At 50.5% G+C, this 15,765-nt stretch carries 12 protein-coding genes; 4 read left to right on the top strand and 8 right to left on the bottom strand.

All coding sequences use genetic code 11. The features are described from left to right. Positions 1 to 82: 82 nt before the first annotated feature. The 3 genes from BWI93_RS09255 to BWI93_RS09245 form a co-directional block, all read right to left on the bottom strand. Complete coding sequence (locus BWI93_RS09255; RefSeq protein ID WP_094810489.1) at positions 83 to 1,039, bottom strand: sugar phosphate isomerase/epimerase; 957 nt, start codon at positions 1,037 to 1,039, stop codon at positions 83 to 85. A 360-nt stretch (positions 1,040 to 1,399) separates the two neighbouring features. After that, on the bottom strand, positions 1,400 to 1,837 hold the full coding sequence (gene aac(6') / locus BWI93_RS09250; RefSeq protein WP_094810487.1) for an aminoglycoside 6'-N-acetyltransferase: 438 nt from the start codon (positions 1,835 to 1,837) through the stop codon (positions 1,400 to 1,402). A gap of 80 nt (positions 1,838 to 1,917) precedes the next feature. Further along, a complete protein-coding gene (locus BWI93_RS09245; RefSeq protein ID WP_094810485.1) occupies positions 1,918 to 2,484 on the bottom strand; it encodes an NAD(P)H-dependent oxidoreductase in 567 nt (188 codons plus the stop codon). Positions 2,485 to 2,590: 106 nt separating this feature from the next. Here BWI93_RS09245 and BWI93_RS09240 point away from each other — a divergent pair, with 106 nt between their 5' ends. Further along, positions 2,591 to 2,965 carry a helix-turn-helix domain-containing protein gene (locus BWI93_RS09240; protein WP_094810483.1) on the top strand — a complete coding sequence of 125 codons (375 nt, stop codon included), beginning with the start codon at positions 2,591 to 2,593 and terminating at the stop codon, positions 2,963 to 2,965. Positions 2,966 to 3,136: 171 nt separating this feature from the next. Here BWI93_RS09240 and BWI93_RS09235 read toward each other — a convergent pair whose 3' ends face one another. Beyond that, positions 3,137 to 3,772, bottom strand: coding sequence for a hypothetical protein (locus tag BWI93_RS09235; protein ID WP_094810481.1), 636 nt, complete (start codon positions 3,770 to 3,772; stop codon positions 3,137 to 3,139). Between the two features lie 149 nt (positions 3,773 to 3,921). Between BWI93_RS09235 and BWI93_RS09230 the strand changes: the two genes are divergently transcribed. Beyond that, on the top strand, positions 3,922 to 4,677 hold the full coding sequence (locus BWI93_RS09230) for a LytTR family DNA-binding domain-containing protein (protein WP_094810479.1): 756 nt from the start codon (positions 3,922 to 3,924) through the stop codon (positions 4,675 to 4,677). Positions 4,678 to 5,060: 383 nt separating this feature from the next. Then, entirely contained in the window at positions 5,061 to 5,678 is a 618-nt protein-coding gene (locus BWI93_RS09225) for a PepSY-like domain-containing protein (protein ID WP_094810477.1), read from the top strand. A gap of 164 nt (positions 5,679 to 5,842) precedes the next feature. Here the strand turns inward: BWI93_RS09225 and BWI93_RS09220 are convergent, their stop codons facing one another. The 4 genes from BWI93_RS09220 to BWI93_RS09205 form a co-directional block, all read right to left on the bottom strand. Continuing rightward, on the bottom strand, positions 5,843 to 8,386 hold the full coding sequence (locus BWI93_RS09220) for a TonB-dependent receptor (protein ID WP_255157785.1): 2,544 nt from the start codon (positions 8,384 to 8,386) through the stop codon (positions 5,843 to 5,845). A gap of 339 nt (positions 8,387 to 8,725) precedes the next feature. Beyond that, the gene (locus tag BWI93_RS09215; RefSeq protein ID WP_094810475.1) at positions 8,726 to 10,573 is read right to left on the bottom strand and encodes a hypothetical protein; all 1,848 of its coding nucleotides are present in this window, start codon (positions 10,571 to 10,573) and stop codon (positions 8,726 to 8,728) included. Between the two features lie 78 nt (positions 10,574 to 10,651). After that, positions 10,652 to 11,083 carry a hypothetical protein gene (locus tag BWI93_RS09210; protein ID WP_094810473.1) on the bottom strand — a complete coding sequence of 144 codons (432 nt, stop codon included), beginning with the start codon at positions 11,081 to 11,083 and terminating at the stop codon, positions 10,652 to 10,654. A gap of 82 nt (positions 11,084 to 11,165) precedes the next feature. Then, entirely contained in the window at positions 11,166 to 11,696 is a 531-nt protein-coding gene (locus tag BWI93_RS09205; RefSeq protein ID WP_141217406.1) for a septal ring lytic transglycosylase RlpA family protein, read from the bottom strand. Between the two features lie 833 nt (positions 11,697 to 12,529). Between BWI93_RS09205 and BWI93_RS09200 the strand changes: the two genes are divergently transcribed. Beyond that, complete coding sequence (locus BWI93_RS09200; protein ID WP_255157784.1) at positions 12,530 to 15,745, top strand: SusC/RagA family TonB-linked outer membrane protein; 3,216 nt, start codon at positions 12,530 to 12,532, stop codon at positions 15,743 to 15,745. Positions 15,746 to 15,765 lie beyond the last annotated feature (20 nt).

Genomic DNA, 15,765 nt, shown 5'->3' with positions numbered 1-15,765 from the left:
AAACACGGGTTCGATTCCCGTACGGACTACCAAACTGGCAAAGACCTCTGAGCGATCAGAGGTCTTTTTTTATTAGTCATTTCTACGCCGTAAACGTAAAGGCTTTCCGCAGTAATTCCAGACTTTTAGGTACCGCCGTTCGGGGGTCTTCCTTCCCTTCCATTTCCAGCGATACGAATCCGTTGAAATTGGCTTTTTGCAGGATCTTTCCGATGCGGGTGTAATCCAGTTCCTTGTCGTAGTAATGGCCGCCGCCGTAGTAGGTTTTGGCCTGTACAATGGTCGCGTACGGAGCGATGCGTTCCAACTGAGCGTACGGTTCGCCCACAAAGTTACCCGTATCCACGTTCATGCCCATGGCGGGCGAAGTTTTCAATGGCTCGTATATTCGTAACAGGTAATCGATGTTAGAGGAAAGGCCCCAGTGATTTTCGATAGCAAGTACCACACCCGCTTTTTCGGCTATTTTCAGACATTCCTGCATACCTTCGATACACCATTTGATCGCGTCATCGTCGGTATAGCCTTTCAGCGGTGGTTCCACGCCATCTCTATAATAAGCCGCATCGCGTTTGACGGTCCGCCAGCTCCCCGTATTCATGCGTACGCAGGGAATACCCATTTGCACGGCCAGGTTGATGCACCGCTCGGTATGTTCGATGTCTTTTTTACGTTTGGCCGGATCGGGGTCGACGAAGCTCTGGTGGATGGACAGGAGCGGCAGCGACAAACCATTGTCAAAGGCCATTCGCTTGAGTTTATTCTGATAGGCAATCGTTTCATCGGTCATCTGGCGATGCAGAATCTCGACGCCGTCAAAGCCAATGCGGGAGGCATCCTCGATGACTTTCTCAATGGGATACTTCTGCTCCTGAAAATGCCAGTACGAGTACGTCGAAACGCTAATCGGAATGCGACGAACCACAGCTGCAGCGGTCGCAGTAACCGGAAGCGATTCCCGATTTTGCCCGACTAGCACGGCCGAGCCAAACAGAGCCGTTTTCCGGAGCCAGTCCCGGCGATTGGATGCGTTTTTCATAGTGGTAGAGGTTTTGTTGATAATTAATCATTTTTAGTGGATAGAGGTGATTCGTTTCTGTGCGTAAACAAGTTATATAAATTTCAGCATATCTGTTGTAGGTTATCAGGCATGAACCTATAAATCAATTAACGTATAGCATTCGCCAAAATTTAGCTCACGAATTCAGATACATTGCGGCGTCCTAGCCCAACGGAAATACGCCCGAAAAATACGTGAACAGAAGAAAGACCTACACCGATCAGCGTACGAACTCAAGTGAGGTAAAGGAATCAGATCGACTCATAGACTTATACACAGGCAAGAATGAGAAGCAATCTATGGTTGTTAACAAATACGCAGGAAAGACTGAAACCCACTTTATAACCGTTTAATTAGACACACGATTCGGTTTGCTTCTTCAAAGCCCAGCTTCTGGTGAAAGGCCAGACTTTCCCTATTGTCCAGTTCCGTATCCGAAGCCACTTCCAGGCAGTTTTTCTCCCGAGCCCAATTCTCCCCCGCCTGCATCAGCAATCGCCCGATGCCCTGATGCTGAAATTCCGGTTTCACGTACAAGCCTTCCACGTAGGCCACCGGCGAGTGCGAAGCTCCCTCCACGTAATCCGTCCGCAGGTTCAGATGAATGAAACCGATGTAGTCCGGTCCTTCTTTCGCCAGATAGCAAATTTCGTCCCTGGCCGTAAGCAACCGCTGGTAATTCTCCCACTCTTCCTCAAACGAGCATTCCGGCCACAAGGCCAGGACGAGAGTTACTAATGCGGGGAGGGTTTGGGGGGAGAGGGGTTGGATGGGCATGGGTGGTTTTTTATGGCCTCGCCAAGGTAAAAGTTAAACTTGGTATTACCCTCCCCACCGCAATAATGACAAGCTGATACCTAACGATATTGTTTTACCTGACTCTCCAACTCCCGCAACCGCCCCATCAACCGCCCCGCATGCCCCCTCGCCTTTTCCCTAACCTGCTCCTCCGTAAAACCCGCATTTATTGACGTTCCATGAAAGTAAATCGGCTCCAGATAATTCATTCCCGCGTAATAGGCCGTTTGTTCCAGGTTTTTCCAGAATTCGTACACGCGAAAATGGTGCTCTCCTTTGGTATGATACTCCTCCTCGGGACCGCCGACGGTGAAGCTTGGGAGGAAGTTTTTTCCTTGGAGCTTATCGCCCTTCGAGCCGTAGGCAAACTGGTATTCAAAGACGGTATCGAACCAGTGTTTGAGAATAGCGGGCATGTTGTACCAATAGACCGGATACTGGAAAACGACGGTCTGATGGTGAAGCAAAGCTGCCTGTTCCGCTTTTACGTCGATTTGGTAGTCCGGGTACAAGTCCTGCAGGTTTCTTACTTCCAGCTCCAGATTGCTCTTAAGCAGTTCTTCGATGATCGTTTTGTTGGCAAGGGACGAAGAAAAGTTCGGGTGTCCCAAGATTACTAAAGCCATACATTGTCGTGTTTTGTACTCTAAAAATGATAGTTGCAAAACTATTTTGAGTAACCTAGCTTTGCAATAACTATCCAGATGGATAGATCAAAATCGGAGAAGTACGATGCAAGCAGAATGTGCCGGTGATGCGGTGAAACTTAACGGAAGAGAATACCCCTGTACGGTCAGCCTGGCAATGGATCTGGTCGGCGGCAAATGGAAAACGGTGATTCTGTACCATCTTAAAGAGACGAGCAAACGGTACAGCGAATTACGCCGGGAAATGCCCGACATCACGGAGATGACGCTGAGTCTGCAACTTAAGCAACTGGAAAAAGACGGGCTGGTATCCCGAGCTGTCTACGGCGAGAAACCGCCCATCAAAGTCATTTACCAGCTCACGGATTTTGGGAAAACTTTCATCCCGGTACTGGATGCGGTTACGGCCTGGGGAAATTTCATTTTAAAAGAAAAAGGTGAAGTGGTGTATCGGTCCTAAATCTATGGGGGGGGGGGACTTGACTACTAATTACACTTGGAATGATTGAAAGCCGTACGTTCCCAAAGGCTCAGTGCGGCAAACGTTTCCGTTCTCAGGTTGCGTGCTCGACCCACGCGTGCAATGACATAAAGCGCACTCCTGACGAATGCCCCCCCTTCCCTCCGCATCTCAAACCGCCTTGCGTCTGGACTGCCGACTCATGAACCAGACCATGAGGATCAGCCCTAACACCGATGGTCCGAGCTGGCTATAGGGCTTGAATTGCGGTAATGCATTTCCCGAAAAGGCAGACAGCAACGCACTGAATGCCGAAAACATTTTATAGATGTGCTCGTACAGCCAGCCGCCTTTGAGTCGTTCGTGCAGCCAGTAATGTTTGACGACATCGTAGGTAGTCACCAGCGACAAGGCCCCAAAGGTCGAATACGTTACGGCCGGGTTCCAGCTAGCATCGGAGGACTTGGCAATCCACAGGAAACAGATACCTGAAGTAAGAGCGATCAGGGCCCAGACTACGTCCTGCCGGGAACTGCGGTTTTCGCGGAGTTTGACCGTCCGCCAGCCCGCATAGCTCACATAGCCCGCCAGCAAGGTCAGCATGACCAGAAAAGGACTGGCCCGAAAAAACACCGCACCGAGCAGGCCCGTACCTACCACCACGCTGATGGCATACAGAAACCAGCGACCGAATCGCGTATGAGCCCCCCGCTCTTTTGGAACCAGTAAGGCCAGCAATCCGAGGCCCAGGGCAATCAGGCCGAAGCAAATGTGAATGATTAGATTAATGAGATGGAGGCTGGGCATAAAACGTCCGTTTTGAATGGTGAAGCTCAAAATTGTCGGACTTTTCGGCTCCTTCCCAGTCCCTGGTGACCAGATGATTTCGCTAGTGACCAAGTTCTTTCGTCACTGTTTCCTTTCGCAGGCACCCGTTCTGCTCGTAAATTGCCCCTATGGAGAAAGTTTTACGTTCGGTACTGGTTCGTAACCTGTTGGGACTGCTGGCCTTGCTGGGCGTGCATTACGTGTCGGATCGGTATTACATTCAGGAGCGAAGCGGTACGAATCAGTACCTACCCTATCTCTTTCTGCTTGGTTTATACGCCTGGCTGGTTTTTCATAATCGGATTCTCTACGAACGACTGTATTTGCAGCAACGCAAACGCGAATACCTGTTGTGGACGTTACTGATCATGGGCCTCAATACGGTGAGCATGTACACGATTCTGAAACTACAGTTTCGGGTAGATTACGCACTGCCGCTCATCCTTAGCTTCTGGGTACATACGCTGGCGGGCTTCGGGATTTACGCGTTTTACCGCAGTACGCTACCAACCCCAGCCGTAACTAAACCTGCCCTAAGTGAACCACTGCCTTTAACAAATACAGGGGAATTGAGTTGTCTGGTCAATGGGGAGAAAGTGGTCATTTCCTACGGTGAAATCAGGTATCTGGAAAGTCTGGAGAACTACGTAAAGATCATCACCGCCCGAAAAACACACGTGACCCGCCTGACGATGAAAGAAGCCGAAGAGCGGTTACCCAAACCAACCTTTGTACGCATCAGTCGGTCGCACCTGATCAATGCCGCCCACCTCGAAACGCTCGAATCCGACAGTCTGACCATCGGTGGAAAAAGCCTGAAAATCGGGAAGGTTTACAAACGGTATGTGAGTGAGCAACTGACGGAGCTGGGCGTGTTGAAATAGCGGGTATTGAAGCAGTACAGTAATTTGTTGGTGACGCTTCGCTACACACCAACAACGGCGGTTAATACTTTTCAACGGCGGGGTGATCCAGTGCCTCATCCAGCTTTCCTGGTCATGTAAAGTGCTACAATTACTCGTTCATAAATCGAATTTAGTACCCTATTGACTCAAGGGCTTGCCATTTTCTACGTACTTTCCTTCCTCCCTATCGTGGTCTTTCCTACTACTCAACCGTCGATTTTGAAATAAAATACTACTAGTTGCCACGCGGCTACGGGGTACCGCGTACTACTTCTTGAACGCGTTCATAAACGATCCTAACTGGCCGCTAGGATAAGCCGTAGTATGGTTCAATTGGTTTACCATCTTATTCGCAATCTCCTATGAAAAAGTATCTCTGGGGTTTTCCCTTCTTTGCTCTGCTATTGGGAGCGTTTCTGTTCAGTTGCCAGCGGGAGGACGTTTCTTCCACAGCGGAGGAAACGGCTACCGATGCCGTCACCGCAACTGCAGCCCGCTACGCTGCCCAAATCGATTCAGTGACCTCGAAACACTGTAAGGGCAAGTTAACAGCCATCGATTCGACGGCATTGCCCGCTGCTATTCTGACCTACCTTTCGACTAACTATCCGAAGGCCTCCATCGCCTTTGCCGGAACGGACGCGAGCGGAAAATACGTCGTGGGTATTGTGGTGGACGGTCAGCCGAAAGGTCTGCTTTTTGACGCCAGTGGTACCTTCACGAAACTGCTGGAACACTACGGCAAACGAGCCAAGCTAACGCCCGTAGCCACGGCTGACCTGCCTGCAACGATCACGACGTACATCTCCACAAATTACGCGGCAGCGACCATCAAAAAAGCGGGTAAAAACGCGGATGGAACCTATTTCATTGCGATCAGCACCAGTGATACCGTGAAGGTTCTGGTCTTTGACGCTTCGGGTAGTTTCAAGGAGGAACAGACGCCGCTGAAAGGAAAAGGGCATCGGGGGCGAAAGTAAGGGGTGAAGAAAAGTTGTTGAAAAGAAGTACGTTCGTTCTCATCAGAAAGTACTTCAGTTACCATCAGAAAAAAATTCAAAACGGCTTTACATTTAGCTAGCAACGAAAAAAGGTAATCGCAGTTCGCTACGATTACCTTTTTCTATTCAAATAACTAAGTCGATTAATACGTATACCGAATCGTTACCCCATACATCCGCTGATCGCCCACGATTCCGGCGTATTGGCCGTAGCTACCCGGAGCTGCCAGTAACATTTCGTAGTAGTTCTTATTGAAGATGTTGCGTGCCCAGGCGAAGAAGCTCAAGCCATTGGAGGCCCGGAAACCGGCCCGGCCGTTCGTCAGTGAGTAGCCTTCAATGTTCAGGTACTGCGAAGGCGACGGACTGGATGAAAATTTCGAGCGATAGAACACATCCAGGCCCAGGAAGTAATTGCCTTTCAGTCCCAGCAGGTTGCCATTGGTATGGGCTTCTCCCCCAACCGACCCCGACCACTTGGAAATACCCGGTAATTCACCGCCTGAAATATCTTTAAAGGCCTGAGCTCCTCCGACTTCCTCCAAGGGTACGGGAGCGTTTGTAAACCGTACATACTTGCCATCGGTATAGGCTACTGCCGCGTTAAAATTCAGGTTCGTAAAACGCAGGCTTCCGTCCAGCTCCACACCCTGTACCCGCACTTTTTCGGCATTGGCCAGATACCCCCGGTTTACACCCGGTTCCGGCGTTTGTACCTGCGTCTGGAAATCGTCGATGTCCGAGCGGTATACGGTCAGATTTAGAATGGAATTAGCCGAAGGTCGGGTTTTAATGCCCAGTTCCTTATGAGCCACGTATTCGGGTTTTACATTCGCCAGGTCAATCAGGGTTACGCCATTGGCAGTGGGTAATCCACCCACGTTCACACCGATGGGCTTGTAACCGATGGAGTACGTAGCATAAGCGTTGATCTTATTGGTCGCTTTGTACTGAAGCGAGAGTTGTCCGGAGAAATTACCCTGATCATAATCCGTGTGGAAGGACTGATCAGTGTATACCAGCCGCTTCAAGGCTAAGAGAGCCGCATCCGTCGTTTGCAGGCCGCCGTAGGTCTTGCGGTCGTAGTCCACCACTTTCTTGTCGTAGTTATAACGTACACCGGGTAAGAAGTGTAGTTTTTCGGTAATGGCCCAATCGGCCTGAGCAAACACGGCCAGACTGGTACTGCGAATGCGGTTATTGGTGCGAATACCAAAGTTATCGAACAAGCCCGGCGTTTTCCATAAAGCACTGGTGGTACTCTGAGCGAAACGCCACTGGGCTGAACCCGCCTCTTCGGTTTGTACCGGATCAGATTTCAAATCCTGCCAGAGTCCGAATACCCCAACCACGCCACTGATTTTGGAAGAAATTTTACCCGAGTATCGAATCTCCTGCGACCACTGATCATGCACCGAGTTACCGGAAGAAATCGTGAATACGGGCAAACCAATGTAATCCCGGTCGTTCAGCGGCGTCCACTTCCAGTACCGCCACGCGGACGTAGCCGTCAGCGTTCCGTTTCCAAGCTTAATATCCGCATTCACTGACACGCCCCCCAGTTGGTTGTCGGCTTTGGAAGGTGTATCCAGATCCAGTTTCCGTTCAAAGGCACTCTGGTAAGGTAGCTTATAGCCTAAATCAGCAATAATCGCGTTGAACTGCCGGTATGCAGCCCGCTGCGTAGGTACGACACCTGCCACGGGCCAACCGTATCCGTTCGGTTTTTGATTGGACACATCGCCAATCAGGGTGATTTTTACGTTGTCGCTCGGCGTGTACAGAAACTGTCCGCGAACGCCAATGTTATTGATGTCGTTGATGGGCAATTGCGTATGCACGTTGTAAAATAGCCCATCCCGTTGCGTACCCGTAAAGGAAACACGAGCGGCCAGTTTTTTACCCAGCGGTCCCGTAAGGGATCCTTTTGCCTGGATAAAACCATAGTTACCGTAGCTTAATTCGAAGTTCGCTCCGGGCGTGAAGCTGGCGGCCCGGGTCGAAATGTTAAACGCTCCCGCCGTGGTGTTTTTTCCAAAGAGCGTTCCCTGGGGACCACGTAATACTTCAATCCGATCAATGTCAATAAAATCCAGAGCCGTAGCCGCCGGACGAGCATAGTATACACCATCGACGTAGAACCCTACGCCGGGATCGATACCGTCGTTAGTGAGTCCAAAGGTGGAGCCCAATCCTCGAATGTTCAGCGTGGTATTCCGGGCATTGGATACGTACAATTGCACGGTAGGCACCAATTCTTTCAGTCGGTTGACGTTGAAAGCTCCCGCGTCTTCAGCCCGGGAACCCTGAATGACGGAAATGGGGATGGGTACTTCCTGAGCCGACTCCTGACGGCGACGGGAGGAAATAATCACGTCGTCGAGTTTATTAGAAGCGGGCTCCAGGTTGATCGTCACCTGTTTATCATTGACGACCACTTCTTTTTTCGTATACCCTACAAACGATACGATAAGGGTGAAGGGCAGCTTTTGTCCGGTCCGGAGGTTGAACTGACCATTGGCGTCCGTACTGGCTCCGTTGGTCGTTCCCTTGATAACGACGGTGGCCCCCACCAGCGGGTCGCCGGAAGACGCATCCAGTACAATTCCGGAAACGGTAGCATTAATAATGGGTTGATCCTGAGCTTTTCCTGAAAAAGCAGTCAGCAACAAGCTGACCATAAGCATTATGGTAGTGGTTCTCATGTACAAGCGAAAGAAACGTCTTGGGAACGGATGTATGGTTTACTACAAATGGGTTAAAATCACGGTAACTTCTAGAAGAAATCCGCTATCGAAAGTCAGGAAGCTCTCAACAATAAGGGACGACTCTTGGAATCATAGATGGCTTTTGAAAGTTGCGGTGGCAAAACTAATGAAATAAAAGATATAGTATATAGTTTTAGTAGACTTTATGAAGAAAATTGTAATCCCTAGATACGACTTATGCTGAAAGGTACTGATTACTTATGGGTGCAGGATTGGAATCCTGCACCCATAAGTAACTACGAGTTCATAACCGCCGAACTACTTTCCAATCACCACCTCATCAAGATAGAACCGCGTGGGTGAAGTGGGTACATCCGCATTCGGCAAAGGCGGATCATTGGTTTCGTTGGGCGTTTGTCGGTTGGGCAGATTGCGGTAGGGTCCGGTCCGTAGTGATAAACGTTCGATGGATTTAACCGCCTCGGCCAGCTGAGCTTTTTCCAGTACCGTTTTGCCGTCCACTTTCACCGAATAGTGTCCATCCGGCGTTGCTTTCGTCTGTACTTCCAGCTCGTACCAGCGACCTTTTTCGTAGGATTGTAGTACTTTTTCGGTACTGCCATCCGTAGCCATAAGCTGATTTTTTTCGTTGAAACGAATCCGTACGGGTCGGTTCCCGTATTGATCGGTTAAGTCGATCTCCAATAACCCTGTATTCGTTGGATCGGCGTATACCTTTAGTTTTGTCGTTACCTGGGTTCCTTCTTCAAATACCCGGATGGCCCGGGCGTAATCGTACAAATCCTGGTCTGCCAGCAAGAGACTTTTGCCCGATTTTCCGGGCGTTTCGACTACTGATACCGGAGCCCATTTCGGAGCGTAAATGTTCCAGTCAGGAATGGCCCCTTCGGTTTCTAACGCATCAAAATTGTCTTTTACCGTACCTTTTACGCGGTACGTGACGGGTACGGGCGTCCGACTAACCCAGATATCTTCCTTGTTCATGCTGTAACTCATCCACAGGTCATTACCCGGCGGGTTTCCATTCCCTTCTTCGATGCCCCGCATGTAACAGGGACCGAAATCCTTCCAGCGACCGGTATACCGCCGGGGCGGTAATTCTCCCTGAATCAGTAGCATGTGATCAAACAGGATCCCGTCGTCGCCCGTTACTACGACGAGTGGAAAGCGATACTGCGTTTGTTCGATGGGATTGTAACTCAGGGCGTACCGGCCATCATCCGTCCGCTGCCCCCATTGCTTCCCACCGGACATGACCAGCGTGGGGACTTTCACGGGTTGGGAGAACGTTTTGCCTTCGTCCGACGAAAGAGCCGTAAGTGATTTTTTCCAGAGAGCGACCACTTTCCCGTCTTTACGGTGGTAGTACGACAGGGCCTGTCCGGCCTTTTTGTGGTTGTAAAATCCATCGAGCCCGTTGTCTTCGTCGTACCACTGAAAGGTCATGAGCGGGTCCTTCAGCAGATCGTCGCAGGCTTTCACGAAAGCTGCATCCGTTGCTTTTTTATAGAACGGATAACTCGTATTGGATTCATTCCAATTAGCATGACTGGTGTAGCGAATGAAATAAATGGGTCCGTAGGTTCCGTCTTTGTAAGCTTCGCGTACCACCCGTCCGATTCCTCCTTTTCCGAAGGGATCTTCGGTATGACCGTAGAAAGCCAGCACCAGCAACCGACCATTCGGAGCCACGTAGAAACCCATTCGCTGGTGCATCATGTAGCCCTTGTACCCTTGCGGAATTTTGACGCCCGCCGGAGCCTGATACGGCGGAAACACCACCTGAGGCTTGTTCCAGTGCCGACCGTCTTTGGAAGTCATGACCAGCGTTTGGCCCGGAGCCACGTGTTCATCCACGGGATTGCTCAGGTATTGCTGATAGAACGTGCCGTTCCAGTAACAGAGATTCGAGGCATGGTTGTACGTCCAGCCGTGATCGTCGGCGGTTTCGGGGTGGGTACGGTTGGCCCGCAGGGTTTGTCGGTTTTCGGTACCAATGGCGTACCGTAGACGACCTTCGTGAAGCGTAGGATCGATGGTTTCGCCACCGATGTAGCGGACGGGTTCCTGCGGACTGCCGGTCTGAGCGTAGCCATTCAGTACCTGAAAAAAGGCCAGCCCGAGCCAAAAGGAAGTTGATTTCATACGCCAAAATAAGAACAGATGCCGGCGTACCTACTCGAAGGGCAAGAAAAAAGCCCTGTCACGTGAACAGGGCCTGTACTAGTTTTTCAGTTTTCGCCAGCCAATGTTCTTGAGCTGGTCGGCGTATTTACGGAACGTTGGTTCGGTCACTTCACTCAGGCTAAGCGAACCCCGAAGGAGACCGGACCGGTGATTGCCTTCAATGTAATACTCACAACCGGGCAGTACATCCAGCGTGACCTCCTGCCGCAGCCGGGGTACCAGCGTTAGTCCACTCAAAGCCGTTTCGATACGGACGGTACCCGGCTCGAGTTTAAGAGCCATACTACCCCAGCTATCGAGTTTGCCAATGTATTTGCCGTTGATCCATACTTTGAACCGGCGGAAAAAAGCTTTTTTCTCCCCCACTCGATACAGATATACTACCGCGTCCTCGACGGAGGACTCTTCCTCGGATTTACCCCAAACCAGGCCGGATAGCCAGGAAAGCGGGTGAAGCGTCTCATCCATACTCGTTGTGATTAGTCAGTGCGAAGGTACAAAACCCGGAACGGCTTTGGAAAAAATAGTGCCGAGATTGGAGAGATTTAATCTAGTGATGAATCCGCAGATCCGTTTTTCGCCGCAGTAAGGAATCCGCGGCAAAGTACGTCACTTGTGGATCAAGGTCAGCCAGTGGTTTGGGAGACGTGGCCCCGCCCCAGCGTAAAATTCGCAGCTTTACTTCACCTACTCCTTTGCCCAGGAAACCCAACAGGCGGGCTCCGGTTTCGGAAAGATCAATCAGGCGATGATGTCCATACGGGCCCCGGTCATTAATTCGAACGATGATGGACTTCTGAGTGAGCGGATTAATTACTTCGACGAGTGAATTAAACGGTAAACTACGGTGGGCCGCCGTGAGGAACGTCTGGTTGAATAATTCGCCAGCTGCTGTCTTTTTTCCCTCAAACTTGGAATGATAAATGGAGGCCAAACCCGTTAACTCTTTGATAATCTGTGCTTTTGCTTTGCAGAAAGTCAAACAACTCAAAAGAGCCGAAATCTTCAATACGGGTACATTCATGGGGTATGTGGATTCGGTAAGCGGCACAAAAATGAACGCAATCGTCCAAATTGCCAAATTAAATCGGAGGTCTACGCATTAACAACGCTAAAAACCTTTGTATCAGTCTTCTATAAAAACTATCTCCGTAGGGATTTAGTATATGCATATTAGAATTATTCAATTTAGACCGCTTCCATTGAAAGCCTATCCAGAAACCTACTTGCTAAGTTTCATTGCATTTTTTTAATAAAAATTTTATTTATATCATTAATTTAATTTTGGCTAATTTGGTTTTATCAAAATATTATCTCGAATCAAGCAAAAAATAAAGTTCATAATTTGGTTTTTTGAATTTTTGCCTATAATGTTGTACCTATAAAAAATTCAAGTTCAGTACGTCTTCTTATCGCAAATATTCCTGGCCGCACTTGGAGGATTTGCTTCAGTAGAGAAGTAGACTTTATCCCCGTAAAGTTTACGCAATGAATTGACGTATAGACTCAACGTCAATTCCGATTCTCCGTACTGAAACTACTCTTTCTCGATTTCTGACATAACAGTTCCAGTGACTCACGGGCCATCGGCTCCGTAGCACTTCAGCCACTGCATGAGCTACTTTCCGGAAGTAGATTCATTCAGTTTACGTTACGGTTCCGCAGGTCACCGGGAAAGATTGCGGCCCTTTCCCTAGACCTGCGGCCGTTCGTAACCTTATCATTCCAGTAGCCCCTGATTCCCAATTACTACTTAAACTACCCATTACCAGTCATTTTGAATCTGTTCTTTCTATGCAGTAAAACCTGATTGAGTGCATTCCGCTTACCCCAGGCGAAAGCGACCCCACGAATGGCCGTATCAGGGGGTTTGCCGAAGCTGCTTCCCGCTTGTTCACACACTTGACCATTCTTATGAAGAGAAAATTACTCTGGCTGTTTGCCGTATTAATGGGTTGGTCGATGGCCGTTTCCGCTCAGGATCAGGTTCTGATCGGAAAGGTCTTCTCTGACGACGATAAACTCGGTCTACCCGGCACTTCTGTATCCATCAAAGGGACCACCATCGGTACGACTACCGATTCCGAAGGCAAATTCAAACTTACCCTTCCCTCGGGCGGAGCCACGCTGGTGATTTCCTTCATTGGCTATATCAAGCAGGAAGTAACTGTAACGACCCAGACTTCGCTTGACGTGTATTTGAAACCGGAAGCGGGTCAGCTCACGGAAGTGGTGGTAACCGCTCTGGGTATTCAGCGGGAGAAAAAGGCCCTGGGCTACGCTCAGCAAAGTATTGGTGGAAAGGCCGTTTCGGAAATTCGGCCTGCCAACGTGGCCAATGCCCTGTCGGGGAAAGTAGCAGGGCTACGCATTCAGGCGGGTACCGGACCGGGTTCGGGTTCAACGATTCAGATTCGGGGTGCCTCTTCCATTACCAACAACAACCAGCCACTCATTGTCATCGATGGCGTGCCCATCGAGCAAAGTTTCAGCAAGCGACTGGGCGGCGGTATTGCCGACATTAACCCCGAAAATATCAAGGACGTGTCGGTACTGAAAGGCCCCTCGGCTTCGGCTCTGTACGGTTCGCGGGCGGCCAACGGCGTGATCTTGATTACGACGAAAGACGGCTCCGGTCAGCAGGGAATCGGCGTGGAAGTGAATACCAACTATACGGTCGAACGCCCCTGGATTTCACCCAACTTTCAGAATACCTACGGCGGTGGAAACGGGTATCGCACCTGGTACCGCAACGGCTGGAGTGGCTCAATTACCGATCCGGCAGAAATTGCTCAGTACCGGGCTGTCTACGGTCCGAATGCTCCACTGACGGGTACGGAAGGTACGGACGAAAGCTGGGGTGCTCCGCTGGATGGCCGGCTGGTTCGCCAGTGGTGGACGGGTACGGACGTGGCTCCGCTCACGCCTATGCCCAGCAACTACCGGGATTTCTGGCAGACGGGTAGTACCTGGTCCAACAACGTTGCCATTTCCGGTGGTAATGAAAAAGGAAGTTTCCGCCTCGGTTTAGGCCGACTGGATCAGAAAGGCATTATGTATTTCAATGATTTCCACCGCAATAACTATAAACTGAATAGCCATTACAATTTCACTCCTAAACTAAGCGTAAACGTCTCCGCCGAGTACATCAAAAGCGGCTCGGGCAACCGGAGTTATACGGGAGGTCAGGAGTTTATCTGGTCGCACCGACAAACCGACTGGAATAAATTACGCGACTGGCGGAGCTATACCAACGTGCACATTCAGCCCCCGGGCGATACGGATCCACCGAACTGGCAACATACCTTCTTTACGAATCCCTACTACAGTCAGGAAATGTTGCCCACGTCGGATACGCGAGATCGCCTCGTCGGAAACATTGCTCTGAATTACAAAATCCTCGATGATCTGACGCTGACGCTTCGCTCGGGTACGGACCTCTGGACGCAGACCGTCATTGCCGTCAGTAATTTCGAACGCGTCCGGAACGGTGCCCGCTCGTACGGAGCCTATAACGAGGAAGTACTCCGTCGGCAGGAAACCAATACTGACGTTCTGTTGACTTACAAAAAAGACATCACGGAAGCGTTCTCAATTAATGCTACGGCGGGTGCTCTGCTGCGTACCAACTACTACAAACGCAATTATACCAACGTGGGTCAGCTGGTGATTGATGGCGTCTATAACCTATCGAACTCCATTGCCACGCAGAACACCGTAGCCAGTGCCATCGAACGCAAGGAAAGTCAGTCGGTATTCGGAGCCGTGAATTTTGGCTGGCAGAATATGCTCTTTCTGGATGTAACCGCCCGAAACGACTGGTCATCGACCCTGCCCTCGAACAATCGCAGCTATTTCTACCCTTCGGCGGCTCTGAGTGCGGTAGTTTCGGATCTGGTACCCAGTTTAAAAAACAACGTCCTTTCGTTTTTAAAAGTACGCGGCAGTTTGGCTCAGGTCGGCAACGATACCGATCCGTACGGCCTGGCCGAAGTGTATACCGCCGGAACTTCCTGGAACGGCTCCCTGCCCGAATTTTACGTACCGACGCGTAAACCCAATCCTAACCTGAAGCCCGAAATCACGACGGGTCAGGAAGTGGGTCTGGAGGCTCGCTTCTTCCGGGGCAAACTCGGTCTGGACGTTACTTATTACAGTCAGACGACAAAAGATCAGATCATTCCCGTCCAGCTCTCGAAGGCAACGGGCTATAACAGTGCCATTCAGAACATCGGAAAAATGCGGAACCGGGGCCTGGAAATCAGCCTGACGGGTACGCCTGTCAAACTCGATAATGGGTTTACCTGGGACGTAGCTCTGAACTTTGCCCGTAACCGCAATACCGTCCTGGAACTGCTGCCGGGCGTACTTAATAATCTGGTTATCAACGAACGGCGGGGTCTGACCCTCGAAGCCCGGGCGGGCCAACCCTACGGAACGCTGTACGGCTACGGATTCGAGCGGGTACAAAGCAGTGATCCTTCAGCCGCGTACTATGATCCAACGGGTCAATACACGGGTCAGTTGGTACTCACGAACGGATTACCCGTCAAATCGACTACGCAGAAAATTCTGGGTAACGTACAACCCGACTGGATGGGTGGTTTCTCAAATACCTTTTCCTACAAAGGTTTGATTTTATCGGCTCTCATCGACGCGAAGATTGGCGGCGATATGTACGACGAAGGGACGGCTAATGCCCGCTGGACGGGCCAGTACGCCGAAACGGCCATCGGGCGGGAAGAAGGCGTCATTGGAAAGGGCGTAATTGCCGTCCGCAGTGCCGAAGGTGCGTACACCTTCACCCCTAACTCAACCATCGTTTCGGCCAATCAGTACTATGGCTACAACAACCCGCGTAACTACCACGAAGCGGCCATTTTCGATGCCTCTTACGTAAAGTTACGGGAAGTGTCACTGGGCTACCAGATTCCCGCGGCTTTTATCAAACGCCTCCGGCTGCAATCAGCCAAGATTTCAGTGGTGGGACGGAACGTGGCCATGTTATTCAAAAACCATCCTCACGCCGACCCCGAAATTGACGCCAATGGCGGTAATGCTCAGGGCTTTGGCTACGGCGAACTTCCCTCTTCCCGCAGCATGGGTTTCAACCTGAGCCTGGGTTTCTAACGCCGGAAAAGAGCTTTTAT

The organism is Siphonobacter sp. BAB-5385 (assembly GCF_002261125.1).
In the GTDB taxonomy this organism is placed as follows: Bacteria; Bacteroidota; Bacteroidia; order Cytophagales; family Spirosomataceae; genus Siphonobacter.
The sequence above is the reverse complement of the archived record's forward strand: the minus strand, read 5'-3'. Positions and strand labels throughout refer to the sequence as shown.

Excerpts from the sequence above, each read along its gene's own strand:
- BWI93_RS09200 (WP_255157784.1), top strand. The coding sequence starts at position 12,530 with ATGAAGAGAAAATTACTCTGGCTGTTTGCCGTATTAATGGGTTGGTCG.
- BWI93_RS09240 (WP_094810483.1), top strand. The coding sequence starts at position 2,591 with ATGCAAGCAGAATGTGCCGGTGATGCGGTGAAACTTAACGGAAGAGAA.
- BWI93_RS09235 (WP_094810481.1), bottom strand. The coding sequence starts at position 3,772 with ATGCCCAGCCTCCATCTCATTAATCTAATCATTCACATTTGCTTCGGC.
- BWI93_RS09245 (WP_094810485.1), bottom strand. The coding sequence starts at position 2,484 with ATGGCTTTAGTAATCTTGGGACACCCGAACTTTTCTTCGTCCCTTGCC.
- BWI93_RS09225 (WP_094810477.1), top strand. The coding sequence starts at position 5,061 with ATGAAAAAGTATCTCTGGGGTTTTCCCTTCTTTGCTCTGCTATTGGGA.
- BWI93_RS09210 (WP_094810473.1), bottom strand. The coding sequence starts at position 11,083 with ATGGATGAGACGCTTCACCCGCTTTCCTGGCTATCCGGCCTGGTTTGG.
- BWI93_RS09220 (WP_255157785.1), bottom strand. The coding sequence starts at position 8,386 with ATGCTTATGGTCAGCTTGTTGCTGACTGCTTTTTCAGGAAAAGCTCAG.
- BWI93_RS09255 (WP_094810489.1), bottom strand. The coding sequence starts at position 1,039 with ATGAAAAACGCATCCAATCGCCGGGACTGGCTCCGGAAAACGGCTCTG.
- BWI93_RS09230 (WP_094810479.1), top strand. The coding sequence starts at position 3,922 with ATGGAGAAAGTTTTACGTTCGGTACTGGTTCGTAACCTGTTGGGACTG.
- BWI93_RS09215 (WP_094810475.1), bottom strand. The coding sequence starts at position 10,573 with ATGAAATCAACTTCCTTTTGGCTCGGGCTGGCCTTTTTTCAGGTACTG.